Source organism: Prevotella merdae (genome assembly GCF_900290275.1).
In the GTDB taxonomy this organism is placed as follows: domain Bacteria; phylum Bacteroidota; class Bacteroidia; order Bacteroidales; family Bacteroidaceae; genus Prevotella; species Prevotella merdae.
This window is the reverse complement of record NZ_LT985324.1, coordinates 748946-773584: the sequence shown is the minus strand read 5'-3', so window position 1 is coordinate 773584 and position 24639 is coordinate 748946. Positions and strand designations below refer to the sequence as shown.

Genomic DNA, 24639 nt, shown 5'->3' with positions numbered 1-24639 from the left:
TAAAACTAATAATGGAAACCAATAAGAAGCTTTTCAAAGATGCCAAAGGCAGAAACTATCTACTGCCATTCATTCTTATCACTACCTTATTCTTTTTATGGGGATTTGCCCACAGCATACTCGACGTGCTAAACAAGCACTTTCAAGAAACCATGGGCGTAAGCAAAACCGAATCGGCTTTTGTGCAAGCCGTGGTTTACGGAGGCTACTTCCTTATGGCCATACCAGCTGGAATGATAATCAAGCGATTCGGCTATCGAGCCGGTGTTATAACTGGCCTGCTTCTGTACGGAGTTGGTGCTTTGCTGTTTATACCAGGTGGCAAGTTGCTGTCATTCCCGTTCTTCCTATTTTCGCTCTTTGTCATTGGTTGCGGACTGACATGCCTAGAGACCGCAGCCAATCCTTACGTAACAGTACTTGGCAACAAGGATGGAGCCGAACGCCGTATCAACCTTGCCCAATCATTCAATGGTCTTGGATGGATTGTTGGCCCACTTGTAGGCGGATTGCTTCTATTCTCAGACAACAACAGTAACAACAACATCTCTATACCTTATATTATAATAGGTATAGTGGTACTGTGCGTGGCAATGGTGTTCGCTAAAATCAAGTTGCCAGAAATTGGCAATGATCAAAAAAGCTCAGAATCTGCATCCAAAGAGGATTTATCATCTAAAGAGACTCCATCACTTGACAAGACACAAGCAACATCCTTATGGAAAAGCCGTACATTTACTTTCGGGCTTCTTGCCCTATTCCTTTATGTAGCTGCACAAACTGGCATCAATAGCTTCTTCATCAACTACGTAACCGACAATGCAGGCATCAGCAACCGCACTGCTGCATTATTGTTATCGTTTGGAGGCATGGGACTATTTATGGCAGGCAGATTGGGTGGAAGCTGGATAATGGCCCGTATCAAAGCCGAACGCGTGCTTCAACACTGTGCCATGTTAGCAACATTATCCATGGCAATACTACTAACCGGAGCAGGAACACTTGGCATAGTAGCCTTCTTTGTTTGCTATCTTTGCGAGAGCATCATGTTCCCAACAATCTTCGCTATAGCATTACGTGGAGCCGGAGAGCATATAAAGCAAGCATCCTCATATCTTATAATGTCAATTGTTGGCGGAGCAATAGCCCCCGTACTTATGGGATTGATAGCCGACATGACAAATATGAGCAACTCCTTCATTGTTCCCTTATTGTGTTTTGCATGTATAACCGTCTATGCTAAAAAGACAAGGCAAGTATATAATGCAAAAAAATAAAAAAAATAGATATTTTGCAACATAGAGTTTGCAAATAAAGAAATAAATGCTAACTTTGCATAGTTAATAATGAGGGTTAGGCAGTCGTTGTGTATTTGTCTGCAACACATTGGCCATAATACATGTAAAAGACATCGCACATTGACACACAAACCGCCCACATTCAATCATAAATAACAAACTTTAAAAAGAAACAAATCAAAGCGAAATGGAAGCTTTCTTTAAAACACATAAATACCTCGTCGAACACACCGACGCGCCAGTCAGACGTACTTTAATGGACGAAATTGACTGGAGCGACCGTATGATTGGCATCAAAGGTACGCGTGGCATAGGAAAGACCACATTTCTGCTGCAATACGCCAAAGAAAATTTTGATGCCGACAACCACCGTTGTCTCTACATAAATATGAATAACTTCTATTTTCAGGGACGCGGAATAGCCGACTTTGCAGCCGACTTCTACAATCGTGGAGGACGTGTGTTGCTTATCGACCAGGTATTCAAGCAGCCAGATTGGAGCCGTGAATTACGATTGTGCTACGACAAATGTCCAGGACTTAAGATAGTATTCACTGGCTCAAGCGTTATGCGACTGAAAGAAGAGAACCCCGAGCTCTGTGGAATAGTGAAGAGCTACAACCTCAGAGGATTCTCCTTCCGCGAATACCTTAATTTAATGACCGGTAATGACATACCTATATACACCCTCGACGACATCATTAAACGACACGAACAAATTGCCCACTATTTGGCACATAAAGTAGACATACCGCTTCATTTCGAAAACTATCTCAACCACGGATTTTATCCATTCTTCCGAGAGCACCGCAACTTCGAGGAGAACTTACTGAAGACGATGAATATGACTACAGAGGTGGACATACTTTTGATAAAGCAGATAGAGTTGAAATATCTTACAAAGATAAAGAAACTGTTCTACCTACTTGCATTGGAAGGGCCAAAGGCTCCAAATATAAGCAATCTCGCTAACGAGATAGAGACAAGCCGAGCCACTGTAATGAACTACATCAAGTATCTTTCGGATGCTCGCCTGATAAATATGATACACCATGTAGGCGACGAGTTTCCAAAGAAACCATCAAAGATAATGATGTACAATCCCAACTTGATGTATGCCATTTACCCAATCGTGGCAAATACTCAAGACATTATGGAGACATTCTTTGTTAACACCATATGGAAGAACCACAAGGTAAACCAAGGCAACAAGGACGCTTGCTATATTGTTGACGAGAACAAGACATACCGTATCGTCGACTCGCAGCAAACAACAAAACAGCGCTATATGCCAGACTCTATATATGCCGAATACAACTCAACCATCGGTCACGACAACCACATTCCTCTATGGATGTTCGGATTGCTATATTGATACTATGGTTGCTATATTAATAAGGTAAGGAGTCTGTGCTTTTCAACATAGCATTAAAGAAGTAAAAATACTTATTAAGTAAACTATACACTAACATTTTATTTATATCAAAATGGCTAAAGAAAAAAAGTTTATCACATGTGATGGTAACACAGCTGCAGCTCACGTGAGCTACATGTTCACAGAGGTCGCTGCTATCTATCCTATCACTCCGTCATCTCCGATGGCTGAGCACGTAGATGAATGGGCTGCCAAGGGTCGCAAGAACCTCTTCGGTCAGCGAGTTTCTATCCAGGAAATGGAATCAGAGGCTGGTGCTGCTGGCGCATTGCACGGCTCTCTTCAGGCTGGTGCCCTCACTTCAACTTACACTGCTTCACAGGGTCTGTTGTTGATGATTCCTAACATGTACAAGGTTGCAGGCGAGTTGCTGCCATGTGTATTCAATGTTTCAGCACGTACATTGGCTTCACACTCACTCTGTATCTTCGGTGACCACCAGGACGTAATGGCTTGCCGTCAGACTGGTTTCGCTATGTTCTGCTCAGGTTCAGTACAGGAGGTTATGGACCTTTCGGCTGTTCCTCACCTCGCTACACTTGAGACTTCTGTACCTTTCATCAACTTCTTCGATGGTTTCCGTACATCACACGAGTACCACAAGATCGAGGAGATGGATATGGAAGACATCCGTCCATTGGTAAACCCAGAGTATATCAAGCGTTTCCGCGACCGTGCTCTTACACCAGAGCGTCCTGTAACACGCGGTACTGCTGAGAACCCTGAGACATTCTTCACACACCGTGAGGCTAGCAACGAGTACTACGACCGCATCCCTGAGGTAGTGGAGAAGTACTGCCAGGAGATGACTAAGATCACTGGTCGCGAGTATCACCTCTTCAACTACTATGGTGCTGAGGATGCAGAAAACGTAATCATCCTTATGGGTTCGGCTACAGAGCCTGCACGCGAGGCTATCGACTACCTCAACAAGCAGGGCAAGAAGGTTGGTATGGTTGCTGTTCACCTCTACCGTCCGTTCTCTGTTGACTTCTTGAAGAAGACTCTTCCTGCTACTGTTAAGCGCATCGCTGTTCTCGATCGTACTAAGGAACCAGGTGCAGAGGGCGAACCATTGTACCTTGACGTTAAGTCAGCTCTCTACGATGATGAGCGCAAGCCATTGATTGTTGGCGGTCGCTATGGTCTCGGTTCTTCTGATACAACTCCTGCTAAGATCGTTGCTGTATTCAAGAACCTCGAGCTCCCGCAGCCAAAGAACCACTTCACTGTTGGTATCGTTGACGACGTTACATTCACTTCACTTCCTGAGGAAGAGGAGATTCCAATGGGTGGCGACGACTTGTTCGAGGCTAAGTTCTATGGCCTTGGTGCCGATGGTACTGTAGGTGCTAACAAGAACTCTGTACAGATTATCGGTAACAATACTAACAAGTACTGCCAGGCTTACTTCTCTTATGACTCTAAGAAGTCAGGTGGTTTCACTTGCTCACACCTTCGTTTCGGCGATAGCCCAATCCACAGCGCATACCAGGTAAATACTCCTAACTTCGTGGCTTGCCACGTACAGGCTTACCTCCACATGTACGATGTAACACGTGGTTTGCGTAAGAACGGCTTCTTCCTGTTGAACACTATCTTTGATGGTGAGGAGCTCGTTAACTTCATTCCTAACAAGGTAAAGCGTTGCTTCGCTCAGAACAACATCACTGTTTACTATATCAACGCTACTAAGATTGCTCAGGAGATAGGTCTTGGCAACCGTACCAACACTATCCTCCAGTCGGCATTCTTCCGTATCACAGAGGTTATTCCTTTGGATCTCGCTGTAGAGCAGATGAAGGCATTCATCGTTAAGTCTTACTCTAAGAAGGGTCAGGACGTTGTCGACAAGAACTTTGCTGCTGTTGATCGCGGTGGTGAGTACAAGCAGCTTACTGTTGACCCAGCATGGGCTAACCTTGCTGACGAGGAGACTAAGGAGGATAACGCTCCTGCATTCGTTAAGGAGCTCGTTCGTCCTATCAACGGTCAGGCAGGTGACCTCTTGAAGGTTTCTGACTTCGTTAAGCACGACACTGTAGACGGAACATGGCAGAATGGTACTTCAGCATTCGAGAAGCGTGGTGTAGAAGCTTTCGTTCCAGTATGGAATGTTGAGAACTGTATCCAGTGTAACAAGTGTTCATTCGTTTGTCCTCACGCTGCTATCCGTCCGTTCGTTCTTACCGACGACGAGCTTGCTGGCATTGAGGGCTTGGATACTCAGGAAATCAAGGCTCCAGCTGCTCTCAAGGGCATGCACTTCCGTATTGAGACATCTGTACTCGACTGTCTTGGTTGCGGCAACTGTGCCGATGTTTGTCCAGGCAAGAAGAATAAGGAGACCGGTGAGCTCGAGAAGGCTCTCAAGATGGTTCCGTTCAACGTTGACGCTGAGGACATGCAGAAAGAAGCACAGAACTGGGAGTACCTCGTTCACAACGTATCTTCTAAGCAGGATCTCGTAGACATCAAGCAGAGCCCGAAGAACTCTCAGTTCGCTCAGCCTCTGTTCGAGTTCTCAGGTGCTTGCTCTGGTTGTGGTGAGACTCCTTACGTTAAGCTCATATCTCAGCTCTTCGGCGACCGTCAGATGATTGCCAACGCTACTGGTTGCTCTTCTATCTACTCTGCTTCTATCCCTTCAACACCTTACACAAAGAACGCTAAGGGTCAGGGTCCTGCATTCGACAACTCATTGTTCGAGGACTTCTGCGAGTTCGGTCTTGGTATGGTACTCGGTAACAAGAAGATGAAGGAGCGCATCTGCCACCTCCTTGAGGAGGCTAAGGCTGATGAGCATGTTCCTGCTGAGTTTGTAGCTGCTGCTGATAAGTGGATGGCTAACATGAATGATTCTGAGGGTTCTAAGGAGGCTGCTGCCGAGCTTAAGCCACTCATCGCTGCAGGTGCAGAGAAGGGTTGCCCAGTTTGCGCAGAACTCAAGACTCTCGACCATTATCTCGTAAAGCGTAGCCAGTGGATTATCGGTGGCGACGGTGCTTCTTACGATATCGGTTACGGTGGTCTCGACCACGTATTGGCTTCTGGTGAGGACGTTAACATCCTCGTACTCGATACTGAGGTTTACTCTAACACTGGTGGTCAGTCATCTAAGTCTACTCCTCTTGGTGCTATCGCACAGTTCGCTGCTCAGGGCAAGCGTATCCGCAAGAAGGACCTCGGTCTGATGCAGACAACTTACGGTTACATCTACGTAGCTCAGATTGCTATGGGTGCCGACAACGCTCAGACATTGAAGGCTATCCGTGAGGCTGAGGCTTATCCAGGTCCATCACTCATCATCGCTTATGCTCCATGTATCAACCACGGTCTGAAGCGTAAGGGCGGTATGGGTCGCTCACAGAACGAGGAGAAACTCGCTGTTGATTGCGGTTACTGGCACTTGTGGCGTTTCAACCCAATGTTGGCTGATGAGGGCAAGAACCCATTCACACTCGACTCTAAGGCTCCTAAGTGGGAAGACTTCCGCGACTTCCTCCTTGGTGAGGTTCGTTATCTCTCTGTACAGAAGGCATTCCCGAAGGAGGCTGACGAGCTCTTCACTCAGGCAGAAAAGATGGCTAAGCTCCGTTACCAGACTTACGTTCGTAAGAGCCAGGAGGACTGGAGCGAGCAGATCTAATAATCTCTAAAATCATAGAAGGAGGGGTAGCTTGCTCTACCCTATCCATCTAAGATATACAAAACGGCAGCAATAATGTTAAAGCATTACTGTTGCCGTTTTTATTTTATAGACTTAACTACATTTTAATAAACACAAACAGCATAGCTCACATATATTTTTGTACCTTTGCAGATTGAAACGATTATAAACATAATATAATATATAGAATGGAATATATGTCACAAGAGTGCTACGACAATCTCGTAGCCGAACTTCGCCATATGGAGCAGGTGGAACTACCACAAGTGCGCGACGCTATAGCCGAGGCACGCGATAAAGGCGACCTTAGTGAGAACTTTGAATACCATGCAGCTAAACGCGAACAAGGTCGTCTGTTGGGACGCATTAGCTACAAGCAGAAGGTATTGGAGAACGCGCGTGTCATCGACAAAACTCGTCTTAAGAGTGATGTTGTGGGAATATTGAGCAAGGTAAAAATCACCAACCTTAACAACAACCGCAGCATGTCGTACACCATTGTCAGCGCATCCGAAGCCAATGTTGCCGAATGCAAGATTTCTGTCAAGTCGCCTATAGCACAAGCTCTTCTTAACAAGAAGGTTGAAGATGTGGTTGACGTTCGTGTTCCTGCAGGAACAATTAAACTGCGTATCGACAGCATAGAACTTTAACTCGCCCCCTACTACACCTATAGAACATATTACTTAATACATACAATTATGAAAGCTACAAGAATCATCACAACAGCGTTTATTGCGCTTGCCTCACTTGTTGCCAATGCACAGGAAGGAGCATGGAACGGCGAACTAAACGTCATGGGAACAAAGCTCCCATTAGTATTCAACTTCTCTAACGAAGGTTGTACCATGGATTCGCCTTCGCAAGGTGCTAAAGGAATACCAGCCGAGAAGACTATTAAGGACGATGGTACAATAAAAGTTTCGGTTGCGATGATTGGAGCCACATTTGAGGGAAAGATGGAGAATGGCGAAATTAAAGGTACATACACCCAAAATGGTTTCCCCATCCCTCTTACACTAAAGCCCGGCAAACTTGTAGTTAAACGTCCGCAAACTCCGGTTGCTCCATTTCCATATAAGGAAGAGAGCATAAGCTTCACAAATGCAGGATACACTTTCAACGGTACCCTCACCCTACCACAAAACTATTCTAAGCAGACTCCCGTAGTGCTGATGGTTACCGGTAGCGGACAGCAGAACCGCGACGAAGAACTATTTGACCATAAACCCTTTGCCGTAATTGCAGATGCCTTGGCTCGTCAAGGCATTGCTTCCTTACGTTATGACGACCGTGGTTGGAATGATAAGAATATTGATTTCGGTCAATTCACAACAGCCGACTTCCTCCAAGATGCCACATCTGCCTTACCTTTATTGCGCAAGCGCTTCAATAAGGTTGGAATATTAGGACATAGCGAGGGAGGCACAATAGCCATGCTGCTTGCCGCTGAAGGCAAAGCCGACTTCATTGTGTCGCTCGCTGGCATGGCTATATCAGGTAAAGAAACTCTCATGATGCAGAACCGCCAGGCAATGTCATCCTTAGGCCTGCCTAAGGAGATGGTGGATTCCTACTGCAATAAAATATCAAATATTCTCGACGAGATTGCCAATGGCAAGAAGACAAGTGAGATAACCATCGACGGAGTGCCAGACAACTTAAAGCCTATCCTAAAGAGATCATTAGAGCAAGCCAACTCGTCATACATACGCCATTTCATAACTATAGATGCTGGCAAGCAGTTGTCCAAGATTAAATGCCCAGTGTTAGCACTTAACGGCACAAAAGACACTCAAGTGGACTGCGCCGCCAATACAACTATACTTGAAACTGGACTCTCCAACTGCAAGCACACTATAAAGAAGATTGATGGTGTAAACCATATGTTCCAGCATTGCTCAACTGGCAGCATTGTGGAATATCAGCAAATAGAAGAAACCATTGCACCTGAAGTGCTGGAGACAATAGCCAAGTGGATTAACGAACTGTAATAATAATTATAAGTGGGTCGGGCGAAGAGCGCTCGACCCAAACTGTCTATACCTATTAAAAACATTTTTTCTTTTTCATGTAGCAAACCATTCCAACCCTTAGTCTAAAGAGTAAAGGAAATACCAAATAAGACATAAATTATGAAAGAAAACGAACAACAATTCACCGACATTGTTCGTCGCAACCGTAGCACCATATATACCGTGTGCTATATGTTCTCAAAAGACAACGACGAGGTTGCCGACATGTTTCAGGAGGTGCTCATAAGACTGTGGAACGGCATGGAATCGTTTGACGGACGCAGCAACATCAAAACATGGATTTACCGTGTAGCACTTAACACTTGCATCACCATCGACAAACGCAAGAAACGCAACCATAAGGCACAGCTGTCTATGGACGTAGACTATTTCAACAGCCGTGAAGTGAAATCAGAACAGGCTCAGTTTCTGCATCGACGCATAAGCCGCCTGCAACCTCTCGACCGTGCAATAGTGTTGTTATGGCTCGAAGATATCAGCTACGACGAAATTGCTGCTATCATCGGCATTACGCCAAAGAATGTTTCTGTCAGATTGGTGCGCATCCGTGAACAACTGAAACGAATGAAGGAATAACCATTAGCGTTAATATTTTTATCTATTATTCCACAAGATAATGGAATACCTTTATATTATCATCAATATTCAACCTACAAAAATCATTCTATATGGAAAAGATAAACAATAACAACGAACTCGAGATTATGCGTTCGCAGATGGCATCGTTCAAGAAACAACTTGAACAACAAGAGATTATCAACAGCCGTATTATGGCTGAATCGATGAAGAAGAAATTCTCATGGATTAAGAAGATGATCATAGGCGAGATTATTCTCATCCCTATATTTCTATACTTAGCTTTTGCCGCCAAATACTACCTCGACTTGTCTTGGTGGAGCACAAGCACGTTCATCATATTGCTTCTATGTGATGTTTGGTGCGACTACGACATCAATATGCGGGCTATCAAAAACAGCGACTACAGCCGCGACAACCTTGTCAACACAATGGAGAAATTGCTAAGAATGAAACAACGTCGCACTAAGCAAGCCGCCGTAATGTTAATAGCCTTAATAGGCTTAATCATATGGTTCTCAATAGAAATAAGCTTGCACCTCATGTCAATAGATGCCGACACCGGCATGTGGGGTGTATTCTACGGTGGTGTCGTGGGCGGTGTAATAGGAATAGCAGTTTCTTGGTGGATTTATCGCAAGATGCAAAAGACCAATGACGAAATGATAAAGCAGATTGAGGAAATCAGCAAAGAGCAATAAATGAAGCTCAAAAATAAAGATTAATAAATTGAGAGTAGCCTATCACAATAATACCCAATTACCAAGGAGTTTTGGGGATAATTATTTTGTATAAAGACTTTGGCATACTATTTTTTATTTGTAACTTAGCAAATTAAAAACGCTAAGTTACAAATAAAGCTATGAAAATTGCAGTATTCTGCTCTGCTAACGAGCATATCGACCCCGACTTCTTTAGCCTTACCGATGAGTTTGGCAAATGGATGGCACAAAACCATCACGACCTAATATTTGGAGGTACCAACCAAGGACTTATGAACTGCATAGCCAAGGCTATGCACCAAGGAGGCGGACGTGTTATAGGTGTTGTACCATCACTTGTGGAAAAGGGCGGACGTATGTCCGATTATATCGATGTACACTACCCTACCGACAATCTATCCGACCGCAAGGACTTGATGATTAACCAATGCGACATTGTTGTTGCCCTTCCCGGTGGTGTTGGCTCATTAGACGAGATATTCAGCGTTGCTGCCTCAAACAGCATTGGATACCACTCCAAGAAGGTGATACTTTATAATATGAAAGGCTTTTGGAACGCTCTTATTGCTCTTATGGACGACCTCGACAGCAAGGGCATGATTCGCGGCAATTGGCACAACATGATTGAGGTTGCCAACAATATTGACGAGCTTACGCAACTCATACAGCAAGAATCCTAAAACAAAATACACACATCATCTCTAAAAACACATCTATTATGCCACTAACCTACAACACCCAACAAGTGCTCTCGTGGGACGAGCTACTTGAATCCATTAACAACGGCGCATCTCATCCCGATGAAACCCAATGGGCAATATACCGATACCTTAAAGAGAACTATAAGAACGAAGGTTCTGTAATGTCGCGCACTCTACTCGCTGCCTATATGAAGTTGCACGTCAACGAGCCTTCGCTCATCAACTCTCTCATGTTAGGCATTGCTGCCAAGGTAAGCGAGGAATATCCCGACTTCCGATTTCCACAATTCTTAAAAGCATGGGGATATAAAGGCAACTTGCGCAACCAAGACAAGGAACGCCAAACAAGCAAGGACGGACGCACATACCTGGCACTTGTAGAGCGCGTTGAACGAGCCTTACAGTCGTATCTGCTTCATCATCCCGAAGAAGAGCGCGAGGATTGCAACCTTATAGTTAGTATGTATGCCGTAAAGGTTTTCGAGAAGATATCAGATGGCAAGAAGCGTAGATACGTCAAGCTCGTAGCCGCCAATGGTTCCGAGTTTATAGCCGACAGCCATCAGTTTCCTTGCAAACCTTGGGAGATATGCGGACGATTGTTCGATGTTCTTACCCGTGTGTCGCGTCAAGGCAAGGAGCGAGCCTCAGAGATTGTTGTCTCAAAGAAACGTGTTGACGAGGTTTTCAGCACACAAGTGGGATATGTTGACGGCATAGACGAGTCGCATAACCATGTACACATATACAACGCTCAGTCGCAACACTTCGTGGCAGAAAAGTCTACACTATCCACACAACCATCCATACAGAACATCTCAAACGGCAGCTTCGTTCTCTTTTGTCCCATCATAGCTAATGGCGACCACTTTAAGTCGGCTGCCATAATCCGTATACTCAACAAAGACGAAGGACGTAAAGCCTTCGGAATGTACGAAGCCGAAATTACATTTGTCAACCACCAAGAACAATTCATACGCTATGCCATAACCCAAGACATACGCCCAACAAACGAAGGAACAATAAGCAAGGAAGGATTTGCCTCAATCGCAGCTATTAGTAATGAGGACAAACAGAAGATTGCTGTGGGCAAACACGTCTGGCTGCTCCTTTTCCTGAAGCGTGGAAAAGAAGGAACCAAACGAAACCATGTGGCAGAAATAATGCCAGACAGATAGACCGTCTTGACACTTTACTACTTTGTCACAATATTTCCTCAACCACAGTCAACTCATGCACTCCCATAAAGAGCCCGCCAATTGTATCGTAGTCAAGCGTTCTCTTTATGGAAACGAGTTTGTTGTAACGTATTATGATCAATAAGACGTGTGCGACATGAGCTGAAAAATCACGCAAGGAGCAATTCGCAAGTCCTAGCAGACGCTTGTGTCAGAGAAAAATACTCTTCCTTTCGCTTCAATATATGGGAGTCCTTGTCGCGTTCACGTTCGTAGAGCTGTCTTCTTTGCATGATGTAAGTCCCTGCTCCGAAAAAGCTTATTTAAAATGATACGACTTTCCGAATTATTCATTACCTTTGCATTTGAGTTGGAGCAGCATGAAAAGACTTGCTGTGATGAAGGCTCAATTTAGTATAGAGCGTTTTGATATTATCCAAGGACTGAAATGTGGAAGTTTCAAGCTAAACAAGGATGATGGCAATGCTGCTCACGCATGGGATAATTGTACCCTTTTGTGAAGGGCATAATATACCTCATAGCGTGGGCTATTGTCTGTTATCGTTTAGCAGGTCCTTCCACAACCTCAGTCTTGGTAACGGCAATAGTTCCCACGCTTTTCCTTTTTATTAATCGCTTACTTCTGGGAAACAGTTGGCAAAATAGTTGGAAACAATGTCTTTATCGTATAATGAATTTGTAAGCATATTATCTAAGGTTACTAGAGCGACAAGTGTGACTGGTCAGAAATATTATGATATTCATATCATCGATAATTTGATCTGCGGTAAAAGAGGGGGCGGAACCTCTTTTCAAATTAATATGGCAAATCTATATAATGCCTATATGGATTTACCTCTTATCAACACAACGACTCTCAAGCCTTATGTTGGTGGTGTGCAATCTCCTGCACTAGCTATATTAATGGAAGCAAATCTGGTTAAAACTCCAGCATCGGATGATTTTGTGTTAAATGATAGAGCTAAAGGAGAAATAATAAGGCCTACAGGTGATAATGAAAAGTCAACAAATGGTAAAAGCAAAAGTAACAATAAAAAGTTTTATTTGATAGTTTTACTATGTATTGCATTGGGATTAGTGATAAAGTTTTCTGGTAGACCGAGTCTGGAAGCAAAAGGTGATATGGAAGAATTAATTCCCAACAAAGAATATGTCATACAGCATAATACAATAGCTACTTATGATAAGGAAGACAATGAGCTTTTAACACAATATTCCGTGGATCAAAATGATATGGGTGTTACCCAGATGTTACTTGATGGTAGGGCAAAAATGATACCTGCAGGACGTCGTGCAAAATTTATTAAAATTATACGGGGAAATGCTGTTGTTTGTATAGAGGGTGAAGCTTTCAATATGATAATTCCAACATCTGCCTTAAAACCACAATAATTTGTTTAGTAGATTGCAATATTGATATCTCATGAAATGGTAATGAGTACAGTTTTACTCCTTACTTTTTCTATAGTTCGGGGAGAATTTCTTGTAAGTATCCAAACCATCCGTATCTGATTTGAAGATGATGGTGTCTATGAAATAGTAGTTGCCGTCATCTCCAACCATTACATTATTAGGTACGGCATCGAAGATGTCGTGAATGCCATTGGTGAAATATTCTCCATTGTCTTCTGCGTGAAAACCGATACGCTCAAGCTCAGCCTTGATTTCTTCGGGAGTAGCTTCCCGCGCATTTACAACAAGTTGTTGGCGAAGGACAGCACAAACTTTACCGTCTCGATTCTGTGAGAAACCGATGAAATCGTAGGCGCAATCTGGAAAGTATTGATTATGGGCAGGAATGCGTTCAAAGAAAGGAGTAAGGTTGTCGTCTGAATAACGGAAGTCGTTAAGTTTATAGACGTGTATTCCATCATAGCACATATAAACCTCGTTCTCTGAACCTCGGTCAGAGAACACTCCTAATGATTTCGGATCTTCAATCCAGCAATCATTCTCCTTAGCCCTGTCTTTTAGCCTTGCAATTTGGACTCCCTTGCAAGCCGTTGTTCCCGCAAGCGCTTGAATTGAGCTAAGCACTGCTCCAGCGAAAGCGGATGCTCTCGCCAATAAGCCATGGAAGCCATCTTCTGAGCATTGACCTTCTTGTGATATTCGTTCAGCTGTATCTCCATTCATTATTAATATTATATGGTTCGATATTTCGTTTGCAAAGTTACGCCTTTTTTGTGATATATTGTGCAACTCATGCTAAAATATGTACAAGTATCCATATTTGCACATATTTTACACCACCAGCATATACAGCAGCACCCTTGCCGAATGTACCTTTCTTAGTTTGCCTTCTTGTTCGAAGAGGGCAAGTTCCTTGCGTGCCGTATAATCGGTGCATGATGTAAGGTGGCGGTATATAGATGGAGAAACGAGGACGTCTTCGCGTTGCAGAAAATCGGTATTCATCTTCTCGAGAATATAGTTGTAAAGAATAACCCAGCGGTCGTCGGTGGTAATATTGCGTCTTTGCTTGTCGCCTTGCTGCAGGTGAATTTCCTGCTTGTCCAATTCAAGTCGAAGCTGCTTTGAAGGCTTAAAGCGCACACCCTTTACTTTAATGTCATTGGTATGTACACTCTTAAAATCCTTAACACACTTCTTGCTCATTCCCAGTCGTATGGAGAATGAGCCGAATTCTTCGAGAGAGACAGTCTTGCCCTCTCCCAACTCATGTGCTATTATACTGAAAGCATCGTCAAGAACAGCTGCAGATATTGCGCCATAACGCTTCTTCAGTTTTTCTTTAAGGTCGTTTGAACAGAATGGTTGCGTCTCCACTTGCTGAGGAAACACATCGCCCGTAAGCTTTGCCTTGAGTAGTTTGTATCTTATCATAATTGTAATAGATTATAGACATGCAAAGGTAATACATAGTTGAACATTTTAAAAGGATTTATTGAAATAAAATTTCATTTTACAGCAAGCAAATCTACATTTGATAGCAAGCAAATCCATATTTGACAGCAAGCAAATCTACATTTGATAGCAAGCATAGATACATTTGACAGCAAGCAAACGTCGGACGAAGCTAATATCTACGGCTTGTGAATACGATATAAACAGCACAGCAATACACTTGGTTACTTTTTTTCTCGACTTGGAATCCGACAGTCTCCCTTTGAACAGTACTACCAACGGTTATCTTGTTTTGGATTGTTCTCTCTCTTAATAATTATGCAATCAATAGCAATCGACAAGACATAAAAAGCCTTTCAGCTTGTTGAGGCTGAAAGGCTAATTGGAAAGCATATTTAAGAAATAATCTATATCTACTGCTGTAAAATCAAACTTGGGTTTGAACCTCACCACATCATAATGTCTGTCTTGAGTAACAATATACTTTGCTTTTGCATTAATAGCACAATCTACGAATTTATTGTCGTCAGGATCTGACTCTATCAAATGATAACGATTTTGAGGATTTATAAATACTGTATATTGTGAAGCCAAGATAGCATTTATTATATTATTTGCCACAACGGCACCAACTTTTGAAATCAAAATCTCTTCATATTCGAGAACTACTTCATTTGACACGCATAATAAATATTCTCCTTTAAAAAAATCTTCCAAAATTTTATGATAAGGGCTTCTTCTCGGTATTGCCATTAATAAGCAATTTGTATCAAGCACAATTCGTTGCTTTCTATTCATAGTATGGTGTTCTCATGTGTTCGTGTTTCCATTCCTCGATTGTTTGTTCACCAATCATACCTTTGTCCCACAACTCATCAGCTGCGTCAAATGCTTTTTTAGCAAAATAATTTGCAATCAAATTGGAGATCTCAATTTGTTGCGCCTCGTCAACATTGGACATTATATCGACCACATGTTTCTGGTATTTATTTAACGCCATTGCTTCCATATTGTTCCTTTCTTTTAGAGTGTTTTACTTTTGTTGACAAAGTTACGATAACTTTCTTAAAAATGCAAGAGAACCATCCAGATTTCTTAATGACCTTCGTGACCTTCATGACCAATGTCTCGATGTGCATAAGTTCCACCATTTTACTGGTTACTTGCAGAATTATTGCGATTTTCTTGTTTATCTCAGAAAAAAATGATTAGCTTTGTAAATTATAATATTGAGTTTAAATAAACAATGGCAATGATTACAAAGATTAGGTTACAAAACTGGAAGAGCTTTAAGGACTCTACTATATATATCGATTCTTTGGGTATCCTTATCGGAACCAATGCTAGTGGTAAGTCAAATGTCTTAGATGCGTTTGCCTTTCTCCGTGCCGTGGGGGAAGGTAAGAACCTTCTTGATGCTATCCAGACAGTTAGAGGTGGGGAAGACTGGATTATCCGTAGAGGTGAGGATTCTTTCTGTATTGAGATAGAAATAGAAATTGATGGAAGTTCCTATCTTCTTGATTTGAGAGTGATTAAAAGGAATTCTGTTTTCAGTTTTGGTTCTTGTGAAATCCACCGTTTGGGTATAGAAGACGATGATATCGTTCCTGGTAAGTTTATTGATTCTGCTCGTAATATCACATGGAAGACGTATGATGTTCCAATACTTCTGGATTTTTGGGCAAAGATATATGCTACTTTTAGAAATATCATCATTATTGATCCTGTTCCAGCTAAGATGCGTGATTACTGCAAGATTTCAAAAGAGTTGAAGTCTGATGGTAGTAATGTTGCTGGCGTTTTATGTGCGTTGGCACCTGAGGAAAAGAAGAAGGTGGAAGCACTGGTGTCTAGCTATGTTCGACCACTTCCTGAGCGTGATATTAACAGAAACAAGATGATTCCGTTTATCAGCTATGTTACCCGTGATGAGAATGGTGATAGCCATGTCAATCTCTTGGAAGAAAAAGAGAATCTAGCCAAATTGATGGCTTCAGGAACAATTGGTAGAATGATGGTTAATGATAAAATATAATGAAAAAGGTATTGGTGATTGATACGAGTGTACTTTGCGTTTGGCTCAAAGTACCTGGCAAGGAAACTTGTGGTCCAAGCATACCTGCAAGTATCAGCCAGCGTGACCACTCATAGCGTCGGTTGGCCCACTTCATGTGCAGGTGGGTGATGCCGAGGATAAGGGCATTGATGAGCATGAAGATGAAACATGCAAACTGAAGGAAATATAAAGAGTCCATCATTCTTACTATTTTGTTGTTACTTTCTTGTATTTCTGGTTGCTTGCCGTAGGATTTTTAGGGTTGGTCATCTGCAAATATCCTGCTGCAACAAGGGAGGTGATGTATTTAGCTATATTTTTTGTATGATAGACAACACCGGCTCTTTCCAGAATTTCCCTACTTGTTCTTGGCACGCTACAGAAGTTTACTATATCCTTCTGTTTATTCGTCAATGGCACTCTTTTAGTGTCATGGTAACTATGTATAGTGTCATGGTCTTCGGCAAAAGTATCATGGTCGGTGTCTAAGTCAGTGTCAGAGTGTCTAAGTTGAGTGTCATGGTCTTCGGCAAAAGTGTCATGGTCGGTGTCAGAGTGTCTAAGTCCAGTGTTATGGTCTTCGACTTGGTTACTTTTTTGTTCGACTTGGTTACCGACTTGGTTACTTTCCCCCTCGACTTGGTTACTTTCTTCTCTCCAAACCGTGATGACAAATTCCTGTGCCTTGTCATTATTCATAAACGTGACATTGATATCTTCGTCGAGTGCACGAGTGATGCCACTACCCACACCAGTGTATGGAAGCAAGTATATAGCATTGTTAAAAAGGAACATATTGCGAGGCATAGAGGTTCCTGCCTTGATGTCATCAATAGTGAGTCCGTTAGGCAATGCACCAGGACTGTGAATCTCAACACGATTGTCGAAAATGAAAATGCGAACAGGGGCTTTCATGTCCCTCCATATCCGCATCATTCACCTTGTCACGAAAAACCTTGCTGCCGACACTGTTGCCTACAAAACAGATACACTTGGCTGTCATCATTGGCATCCAGCGTTGGGTGTATTTGCCAAACAGAAGCATAGCAGCAACTGTCAGTGTACCATCAGGACGGATAAATCGCAGATTGCGAAGTATCTTCTCACAGTCATGCCCCTTAGCTATGGCAGAGCATATCATATCAAGTGATGCTTCATTAAAAGCGTCACCTGTCAAGCCTTTCTTTTCCAAAACTCTTTCAAAACGGTTGCCAAGAAACTGCTTGATAGTCGTTGCATCAAGGTCGTTGACAGTTGCATCCCTAACAGCTGCCTCGTCTGGCGCAAAACTACCGCAGTCGGTCATCATTTCTGCAAGTTCAGCATTATCGAACACTTTGCGCTTGTCGGCACCATTCTTCACCCATACGATTCCCTTGTTGTCATGATAAGGCTTGTTGAGTCCTTCCTTTACAGTAGCAACAACCAAGTTGCCATCCTCGACCTCAACAGTATCTATCTTTATCAGAATGGATGGCACTACGTTTTCTGAAGCAATGTCACTCAACAAGTTGGTTGTTTCTTGTACCTCAGAATACGACAAGGCATTGGTTTCTCCGGTCTTATCCTTTATACCAACTACTAATTTGCCACCATGTGAATTACTGAAAGCTACTAACTCACAGGCAATATCATATTTGTCGAGAATGCGTTCCTTGAACTGCACCCCCGACACCTCGCCAGCGTTTATCTGTTTCAATATATCGTTCATCATTCTTTGATACATTCTTTGTTCAACAAATCGTTTACATCCACTTTCAGGAAATCAGAAATCCGTATTAAGGTATCCAAGTTTGGTTGGCAAGTGTTTGTACACCATTCAGATAATGTAAATACGCTTGCAAAAATACGATAATAATTTCAGAAAAGGTAAAATATACTCAAAATGTTTACGAAAAGTGTTTTGCCTTGCATTTTTTGCGTACATTTGCAAGTCTTTATAAACGTTGTTGTTATCAACGTTCCTTACTCAACAGTATAGACACACAACAGTATTTAAACCTTAAACAGAATAACGTGCAGATAGGATTTGTCAACTTCAATACAGAGGAGAAGAAACGTGTTGCCAAGATGATGCAACTACTTCAAGAGTCGGAAGCTATAGAGGAACTTGGCATAGGAAGGGTGAGAGATCATTTTTCCAATACTCTATTTCCTGGCACCTCTACCCTTCAGCATCATGCCAAATACTTTGTTCTATTGCCTTCGCTTTATTATCAAGCGGCATTCAAGAGCCGCAGATTCCAGAACACTTCTGAAGTGAGCCGATACATCAAGGAGGCTGAAGTGCAGATAACCAGGCAATTAGCCAAGGATGAGAATGGAAAACTCAAAACAGACGTGACTGGCATTACGGGCATCAACACGTACAAGGATGCGTTGAAAGACTATACCAAGTACGTAAAATACGATCCTGCCTACATCTATGGCAGTGGATTGGCAAGATATGGCATCATACCTGATACTGGTGTGGAAAGACTTATACTTGAGTTGAACAGAAACCACTTTGACAGTCCACACAATAAAAGTTTGATTAAAAGCGAAGACTTAACGGGCGACGCTGACGACATGAATGGCGACAAACAGCCTATAAAAACATGTGGCGAGAAGTATGATTTCTTTGATGGGCACACAATAAACATGGCTTTATCAAAGACAGAGGCTTCATGGCTTAGGGACAGGATTATTGCCACATGCAAAGGCTCAATGCTGTCATGTCTTATTGAGGGCAGCCATGACATTCCTCAGAATATTGGCTACCTGAATATCGGGGACATATTAGAAGACATGCCATCTGACGTGATTGACATCTACAAGAAATCGGTGCTCTTTGCCAAGCTTATGCACCTGATTGACTGGAGATTCAACTATTCGTATTATAAGAGTTTTAGCAATACTGAGAATACAGATGATTGTGACGAGCAAAAATCTCTTCAGGCTCTATACAAGGATTGTGACGAGCAATACAACTTGCTCCTGACTCTATACAAGGAAGATATTGAGAACCAAGAGGCATACAACAATCTGTTTGACTACATCAGACCGATAGACATTATGCTGACAGAGTTTTGCAAAGCATGTTATGCAGCCATCGTCGATGGACAGCCTACAAGAGTTGACGAACTTGTTAAATCGCGCGAACGTACAATAAAGCGCGAGCGAAGCAAGATTGGTAATAATGCTTACAAGAACCAGAGACGCAGCAAACCATTGCCTAACAGCTTCCGCTGGGAAACTGTACGCACGATTGTAAACGAAATAAGAAATCCACAATAAGCTATGGCCGAAAAAATACTAAAAGAACATCTGTATGGCGACTTGCTTTCGCCAACTTATGGTTATACAACAGACTTTGCTATGGGCATGACCTATAGCCTCAGTTTTGATGCCATGCTTACAGCTTATCTTGCGTTTGGCATGCTTGGCGATATGGATGAAGAATCCATGCAATCTCCTTATCTGCTGCTTGATGCCATTACCAAGTGTAGCGACAAGGTTGTTGTATTCTGCAATAAAGGTGGCATTGCTGTGCCTCCGTCTATAAGGAAGGTTTATTCGATGATGGAAAAAAACATCTTCGAAGTGTTTGACAAGTATAATATCAAGGCAAATTTCCATCCTAAGCTTTGGTTGATAAGAGAAATAAGCAACGACGACAAGCGGGATGTGCTGTTGAAACTTATCGTAACAAGCCGAAACCTGTCTTATACAGATACTATTGACTGTATAGCCTGTCTTACAGGCAAGGTTGGACCTGCATCTGTAAGAAACAAGAAACATCTGCCATTAATACAGTTCATCAAATCGGTTGTTAAGGAATCCAACATTTGTGACGGGCAAAAGAAATTGGTATTGAAACTTGCTAACGACTTGGAGCGTGTTGAGGGTTTTGATGTTGACGCCCCTTTTGACGATTATGACTTCTTCCCATACCTCTTTGATTATGATTTTGGGGTGGGTTCGGTGGAAGACTATCTTGTTGGCACAGAAAGCATAATCGTCTCGCCTTTTGTTGACAAAAAAATGCTCGCAAGACTTAACCCCGAAAACAAATGCAAACGAATACTTATTACAAGAAAAGAGTATGTGGACAAAGACATATTTAACATGTTTGCCAACAAAGGAGGCATCTACGTTACGCTTGATGATTTGGCAAGCAGAGGTATGGATCTGCATGCCAAGATGTATCAGATATGGAACAACCGCAATGAACAGTATTTATATCTGGGTTCGGCAAACGCCACTACTACGGCATTTGAAAGGAATGGAGAATTTCTGCTAAGACTGAAGTACAGATATGGCAATACACGCTCTGCCCAGTTACTTGGCGACTTTTACGAGAAAGACAATAAAGACAGTAGGTTCATGCCATTGAATGAGCCTAACGACAATGCATCGACAACAATGAAATGGGATGCGGCAGAATCGGCTATGAAGACTTTGATGTGTGCCGAGGATATTAAAGCTCGTATCACACACCATCGTCATGGTGGATATTCAGTTACGGTTGTATCTAACGAAAGAGAATTGACTAATGATGTGTTTATTGCTCCTCTTCAAAAGAAGGAGATGATGCAACGATGGACTGGCAAGGTGGTATTCGAAGACATGAATATCGACGAACTGTCTGAGTTCTACATACTTGCAGCAACGTCGGCAGATGGAGTAAGGCACGAGGCTATAGTGAAAATAGAGACATCGGGCATGCCTGCAGAAAGAGACAAAAATATAGTAAAAGGCATAATAAAGACAAAAAATGACTTCTACAGATACATAGAGCTTATGCTTACCGATGCTCCTTTGCAATATATCTCAAGCGAACTGTTGCCTAAGATAACAGGAAGCACGGGAAACAAATCGGATGAGAAAATGGATTTTCCGAATCTATATGAAAAGATGTTGAGGATAGCGGCAACAAATCCTAAACAGATTTATGAGATAGAAGCATTGGTAGACAGATTGGGCGATGATGTTGTGCCTTCCTCATTCACCAAGATGTATAAGCAGTTTGTAAAAGCGCTAAATTAAGGATGACATACAATGAAGAATAAGCCATTGGATTTTCAGGTTGCAACAGCCGAACATGTACTTGACGCATATAAAAAAGGACAGAGACGTGTGCTTGTAGCCGATGAAGCTGGTCTTGGAAAGACAACAGTAGCATCAGAGGTGGTGCGTAGGGTAAAAGAAGAGCTGGCTAAGGAGGTTCTTGAGGACGACGGTCTGTATTGCATAGTATATGTATGTTGCAACCTTCAGATTGCACAACAGAATATAGACACATTATCAGACGATGGAGAAAAGGTGGATTTGTCGCAAAGCAGACTGTCTATGCAGCATTTTGTGTATTATCACAAGAAAGCAAAACTGCAAGCAAAAGGCAAGGACACTCTTGTTCTTTCGCTCACTCCCGCCACGTCTTTCCAAATGACATGGGGTACGGGTAGTGTAAACGAAAGAGCCTTGATGTATGCATGCTTGTCTCTTCTTGATGAGTTTAAGTCACAAGAGATGCTTGATAGTCTGTCTGAATTGTTGGTAGGATTTGCACCTAAAGCATGGAAAGGGATGAGTGTGTACTATTATAAAGAGGTGAGCAAACCTAATATGGAAGAGTATAGAGAGGTTATTGTTAAGGCTATGACCTCAAAACTATCCCAATCTTTTTATGGCGAAGAAACCTTATTACAACATCTTGTCAATCTGTGCAACGCAGAACGCAACCTGCAATGGAAGAACGATGTGTATGATTTCACTATCAAGCTTCGCAAAATGTTTGCAGACATCAGTCTTGAGATAATGAAACCCGACCTGGTTATCATGGACGAATTTCAGAAATTCAGTTCATTGATTGATACAGACAAAGATGCCGAAACTGAGGAAAACATGATAGCACGTAAGTTCTTTGCCAAGGAAGACACTTACATTCTATTGCTTTCGGCAACACCATACAAGCCATACACTACACTTGAAGAACTCAACGACAGCAACAACGACGAACAGTATAGGGATTTTCATCATCTTATGAATTTCCTAAATGCAAGTAATGAGGAGGGCAAGAAGTTTAAGATTATTTGGCGCAACTACTCTTCTGTTCTAAAGAATCTTGATAAGGAGACTGACGAAACAATCTGCCATACGCATCAAGAGGCTGAGAATATGCTATACAATGTAATGGGTAGAACAGAACGTTCGAACAATGGCATCATCCATGAAATACTCCCTCAGATTGACGATTATCTTTCTGTAGGCGACATAACTTCATTTCTACAGATGCAGCACTTGATAGACAACTGCAGAAAATTGGGCAAGAACATTTACTCAGCTCCAGTGGATTACACTAAGTCGTCGGCTTTTCAGCTTTCGTTTATGGATAATTATAAACTGAAAGATGTTATAGCCGAGCTATGGAATGATGGTGCAAGAAAAGGAATAAAGAAAGACTGCCTGTTGCTCAATGGAGATGATATAGAGAATTATAATCTCGAGAACTATAATAATGCAAAACTTAGTTTCACCATTGACACTATCTTCGGTAAAGGGAAAACATCAACAGGAGTGGAGTCGATGCTATGGGTATCCGCCTCTCATCCATACTACACACAACAACCAAATGTTTTCACGAGAAACAAATCATTTTCTAAGTATTTAGTTTTCTCGTCATGGGGTATGGTGCCAAAGATGCTTTCGTGCCTTATATCGTACGAGGTAGAGAGACGGTTGTTGCGCAGAAGCAACATTACATATGACAGCAAAGGAGACTCGCAGCGTCTGAGAGATAGCGATAACGCTAAGGGAAAAACCAAGGCTCTTTCTATCATGCATACTGTATCAACCGTATTGGCAGATATGTACAATCCTGAAGAGTGTTATGGAATGTCTTTGGGCAATATAAAGAAAGATGTAAAGAGGAAGGTTGGCAATAAACTGAAAGAATATAACGGAAAGGAAATTAGGAGGGTTAGCTCACTGGATATTTACCAATTGCTTTTGGCCTTTGACAATGCTGATACAGAAATCAGAAATATTCCGAAAAACGCTGAGGAAGTATTAGCAGAAATGGCTATCGGCTCACCAGCCATGTGTCTATACCGTACATTCAGGAGAATTGGTGACACAGATGCAAAACAACATGCCGAGGAAGTGGCAAAAGAGTTGATTAAGATGTTCAACAATCGTCAAGGTATTGCTGCCGTAACCACCAATTGCAAGTCGCACAGCAATTATTTCCAAAATGTAGTTGACTATTGTATAATGGGCAATCTTCAGGCTGTACTCGACGAATTTGTACATATGATTGACGAGAGAAGGAAACCAGACTACATTGTGGAGAGAATGATAGAGTCTTTTGCATCTGCCATACCTCAACCTGTAAATACCATTCAGACATTCGGGACAGACAAGAAATTCTCTATGCGCAAACACTTTGCTGTAGATTTCGGAAGCGCAAGACAAACCGAGAAGGATGTTAATAGTGCCACCAATATACGTTCAGCCTTCAACAGTCCTTTCCGTCCATTCGTTCTTGCCTCTACGTCTGTTGGACAAGAGGGACTTGATTTTCATTGGTATTGCAGGAAGATGATACATTGGAACTTGCCATCCAATCCGCAGAGTTTGGAGCAACGTGAAGGACGCATCAATAGGTATAAGTGTCTGAGTGTGCGCAGAAATATTGCAAAACTATATAAAGATATATTCAATTGGGACGACATGTTCGTAAAGGCGTCATTAGAGTTGAAAGGCAATAATCCCGAAATGGTTCCATTCTGGTGGTTGCCTCTAAACGATGAGCGGTTTAAGGATATTGACACAGAAAAGATAGAACGCATAGTGCCAATGTACCCGATGAGCGAGGATGTGGCAAAATACAATCGCCTTATAAAGGTACTTTCGCTCTATAGGCTTACTATGGGTCAGCCCAGACAGGAGGAACTGCTGCAAATGCTTGAAGGAAAAGTGAACAAGAATCAAATAAACAAATTACTGTTCGACCTTTGTCCCTTCAACAGAAATAATAATATGTCTAAAAACAAAAAATAAATAGAAAAGCAGTTAGGCTTCCTTTCAAGCGT

At 42.3% G+C, this 24639-nt stretch carries 20 protein-coding genes and 1 pseudogene; 15 read left to right on the top strand and 6 right to left on the bottom strand.

Annotated elements, in window-relative coordinates:
• The first annotated feature begins 11 nt into the window (after positions 1–11).
• From C9991_RS09775 to C9991_RS16875, 11 genes are all read left to right on the top strand, one after another.
• The gene (locus C9991_RS09775; protein WP_106812345.1) at positions 12–1277 is read left to right on the top strand and encodes a sugar MFS transporter; all 1266 of its coding nucleotides are present in this window, start codon (positions 12–14) and stop codon (positions 1275–1277) included.
• Between the two features lie 208 nt (positions 1278–1485).
• Entirely contained in the window at positions 1486–2673 is a 1188-nt protein-coding gene (locus C9991_RS09770) for an ATP-binding protein (protein ID WP_106812344.1), read from the top strand.
• A 112-nt stretch (positions 2674–2785) separates the two neighbouring features.
• On the top strand, positions 2786–6382 hold the full coding sequence (gene nifJ / locus C9991_RS09765) for a pyruvate:ferredoxin (flavodoxin) oxidoreductase (protein WP_106812343.1): 3597 nt from the start codon (positions 2786–2788) through the stop codon (positions 6380–6382).
• 209 nt (positions 6383–6591) lie between these two features.
• Positions 6592–7056, top strand: coding sequence for a transcription elongation factor GreA (greA, locus tag C9991_RS09760; RefSeq protein ID WP_106812342.1), 465 nt, complete (start codon positions 6592–6594; stop codon positions 7054–7056).
• 48 nt (positions 7057–7104) lie between these two features.
• Positions 7105–8397 carry an alpha/beta hydrolase family protein gene (locus C9991_RS09755; protein ID WP_106812341.1) on the top strand — a complete coding sequence of 431 codons (1293 nt, stop codon included), beginning with the start codon at positions 7105–7107 and terminating at the stop codon, positions 8395–8397.
• Between the two features lie 141 nt (positions 8398–8538).
• On the top strand, positions 8539–9015 hold the full coding sequence (locus tag C9991_RS09750; protein ID WP_106812340.1) for an RNA polymerase sigma factor: 477 nt from the start codon (positions 8539–8541) through the stop codon (positions 9013–9015).
• A 92-nt stretch (positions 9016–9107) separates the two neighbouring features.
• Positions 9108–9716 carry a hypothetical protein gene (locus C9991_RS09745; RefSeq protein ID WP_106812339.1) on the top strand — a complete coding sequence of 203 codons (609 nt, stop codon included), beginning with the start codon at positions 9108–9110 and terminating at the stop codon, positions 9714–9716.
• Positions 9717–9877: 161 nt separating this feature from the next.
• Positions 9878–10417, top strand: coding sequence for an LOG family protein (locus C9991_RS09740; RefSeq protein ID WP_106812338.1), 540 nt, complete (start codon positions 9878–9880; stop codon positions 10415–10417).
• Positions 10418–10455: 38 nt separating this feature from the next.
• Entirely contained in the window at positions 10456–11616 is a 1161-nt protein-coding gene (locus C9991_RS09735) for a hypothetical protein (protein ID WP_106812337.1), read from the top strand.
• 380 nt (positions 11617–11996) lie between these two features.
• Complete coding sequence (locus tag C9991_RS16715; protein WP_157949432.1) at positions 11997–12137, top strand: hypothetical protein; 141 nt, start codon at positions 11997–11999, stop codon at positions 12135–12137.
• A 154-nt stretch (positions 12138–12291) separates the two neighbouring features.
• Positions 12292–13029, top strand: a complete 738-nt coding sequence (locus C9991_RS16875; RefSeq protein WP_198643781.1) for a hypothetical protein — start codon at positions 12292–12294, stop codon at positions 13027–13029.
• 54 nt (positions 13030–13083) lie between these two features.
• On the opposite strand, the gene C9991_RS09725 is transcribed toward C9991_RS16875, so the two are convergent.
• From C9991_RS09725 to C9991_RS09710, 4 genes are all read right to left on the bottom strand, one after another.
• On the bottom strand, positions 13084–13773 hold the full coding sequence (locus C9991_RS09725; RefSeq protein WP_106812336.1) for a putative polyvalent protein kinase domain-containing protein: 690 nt from the start codon (positions 13771–13773) through the stop codon (positions 13084–13086).
• Positions 13774–13881: 108 nt separating this feature from the next.
• On the bottom strand, positions 13882–14484 hold the full coding sequence (locus C9991_RS09720) for an HU family DNA-binding protein (RefSeq protein WP_106812335.1): 603 nt from the start codon (positions 14482–14484) through the stop codon (positions 13882–13884).
• 399 nt (positions 14485–14883) lie between these two features.
• A complete protein-coding gene (locus C9991_RS09715) occupies positions 14884–15303 on the bottom strand; it encodes a putative toxin-antitoxin system toxin component, PIN family (RefSeq protein ID WP_106812334.1) in 420 nt (139 codons plus the stop codon).
• Positions 15296–15514: a DUF8507 family protein gene (locus C9991_RS09710; protein WP_106812333.1), complete on the bottom strand. Its 219-nt coding sequence runs from the start codon at positions 15512–15514 to the stop codon at positions 15296–15298. The genes C9991_RS09715 and C9991_RS09710 overlap by 8 nt, the downstream gene beginning before the upstream one ends.
• A 243-nt stretch (positions 15515–15757) precedes the next feature.
• Here C9991_RS09710 and C9991_RS09705 point away from each other — a divergent pair, with 243 nt between their 5' ends.
• Positions 15758–16543 carry an AAA family ATPase gene (locus C9991_RS09705; RefSeq protein ID WP_198643780.1) on the top strand — a complete coding sequence of 262 codons (786 nt, stop codon included), beginning with the start codon at positions 15758–15760 and terminating at the stop codon, positions 16541–16543.
• Here the strand turns inward: C9991_RS09705 and C9991_RS16870 are convergent.
• Positions 16527–16766 (bottom strand): hypothetical protein, encoded by a 240-nt coding sequence (locus tag C9991_RS16870; RefSeq protein ID WP_198643779.1) that lies wholly within the window; start codon positions 16764–16766, stop codon positions 16527–16529. The genes C9991_RS09705 and C9991_RS16870 overlap by 17 nt on opposite strands.
• Before the next feature lie 5 nt (positions 16767–16771).
• Positions 16772–18278: pseudogene (locus C9991_RS09700) on the bottom strand (RNA/DNA-binding domain-containing protein).
• 302 nt (positions 18279–18580) lie between these two features.
• Between C9991_RS09700 and C9991_RS09690 the strand changes: the two are divergent.
• The 3 genes from C9991_RS09690 to C9991_RS09680 are packed head-to-tail and all read left to right on the top strand — an operon-like array spanning position 18581 to position 24607.
• Positions 18581–19840, top strand: a complete 1260-nt coding sequence (locus C9991_RS09690) for a DUF6361 family protein (RefSeq protein WP_157949431.1) — start codon at positions 18581–18583, stop codon at positions 19838–19840.
• A gap of 3 nt (positions 19841–19843) precedes the next feature.
• Positions 19844–21592: a phospholipase D-like domain-containing protein gene (locus C9991_RS09685; protein ID WP_106812330.1), complete on the top strand. Its 1749-nt coding sequence runs from the start codon at positions 19844–19846 to the stop codon at positions 21590–21592.
• A gap of 12 nt (positions 21593–21604) precedes the next feature.
• Positions 21605–24607 (top strand): helicase-related protein, encoded by a 3003-nt coding sequence (locus tag C9991_RS09680; protein ID WP_106812329.1) that lies wholly within the window; start codon positions 21605–21607, stop codon positions 24605–24607.
• Positions 24608–24639: the final 32 nt, after the last annotated feature.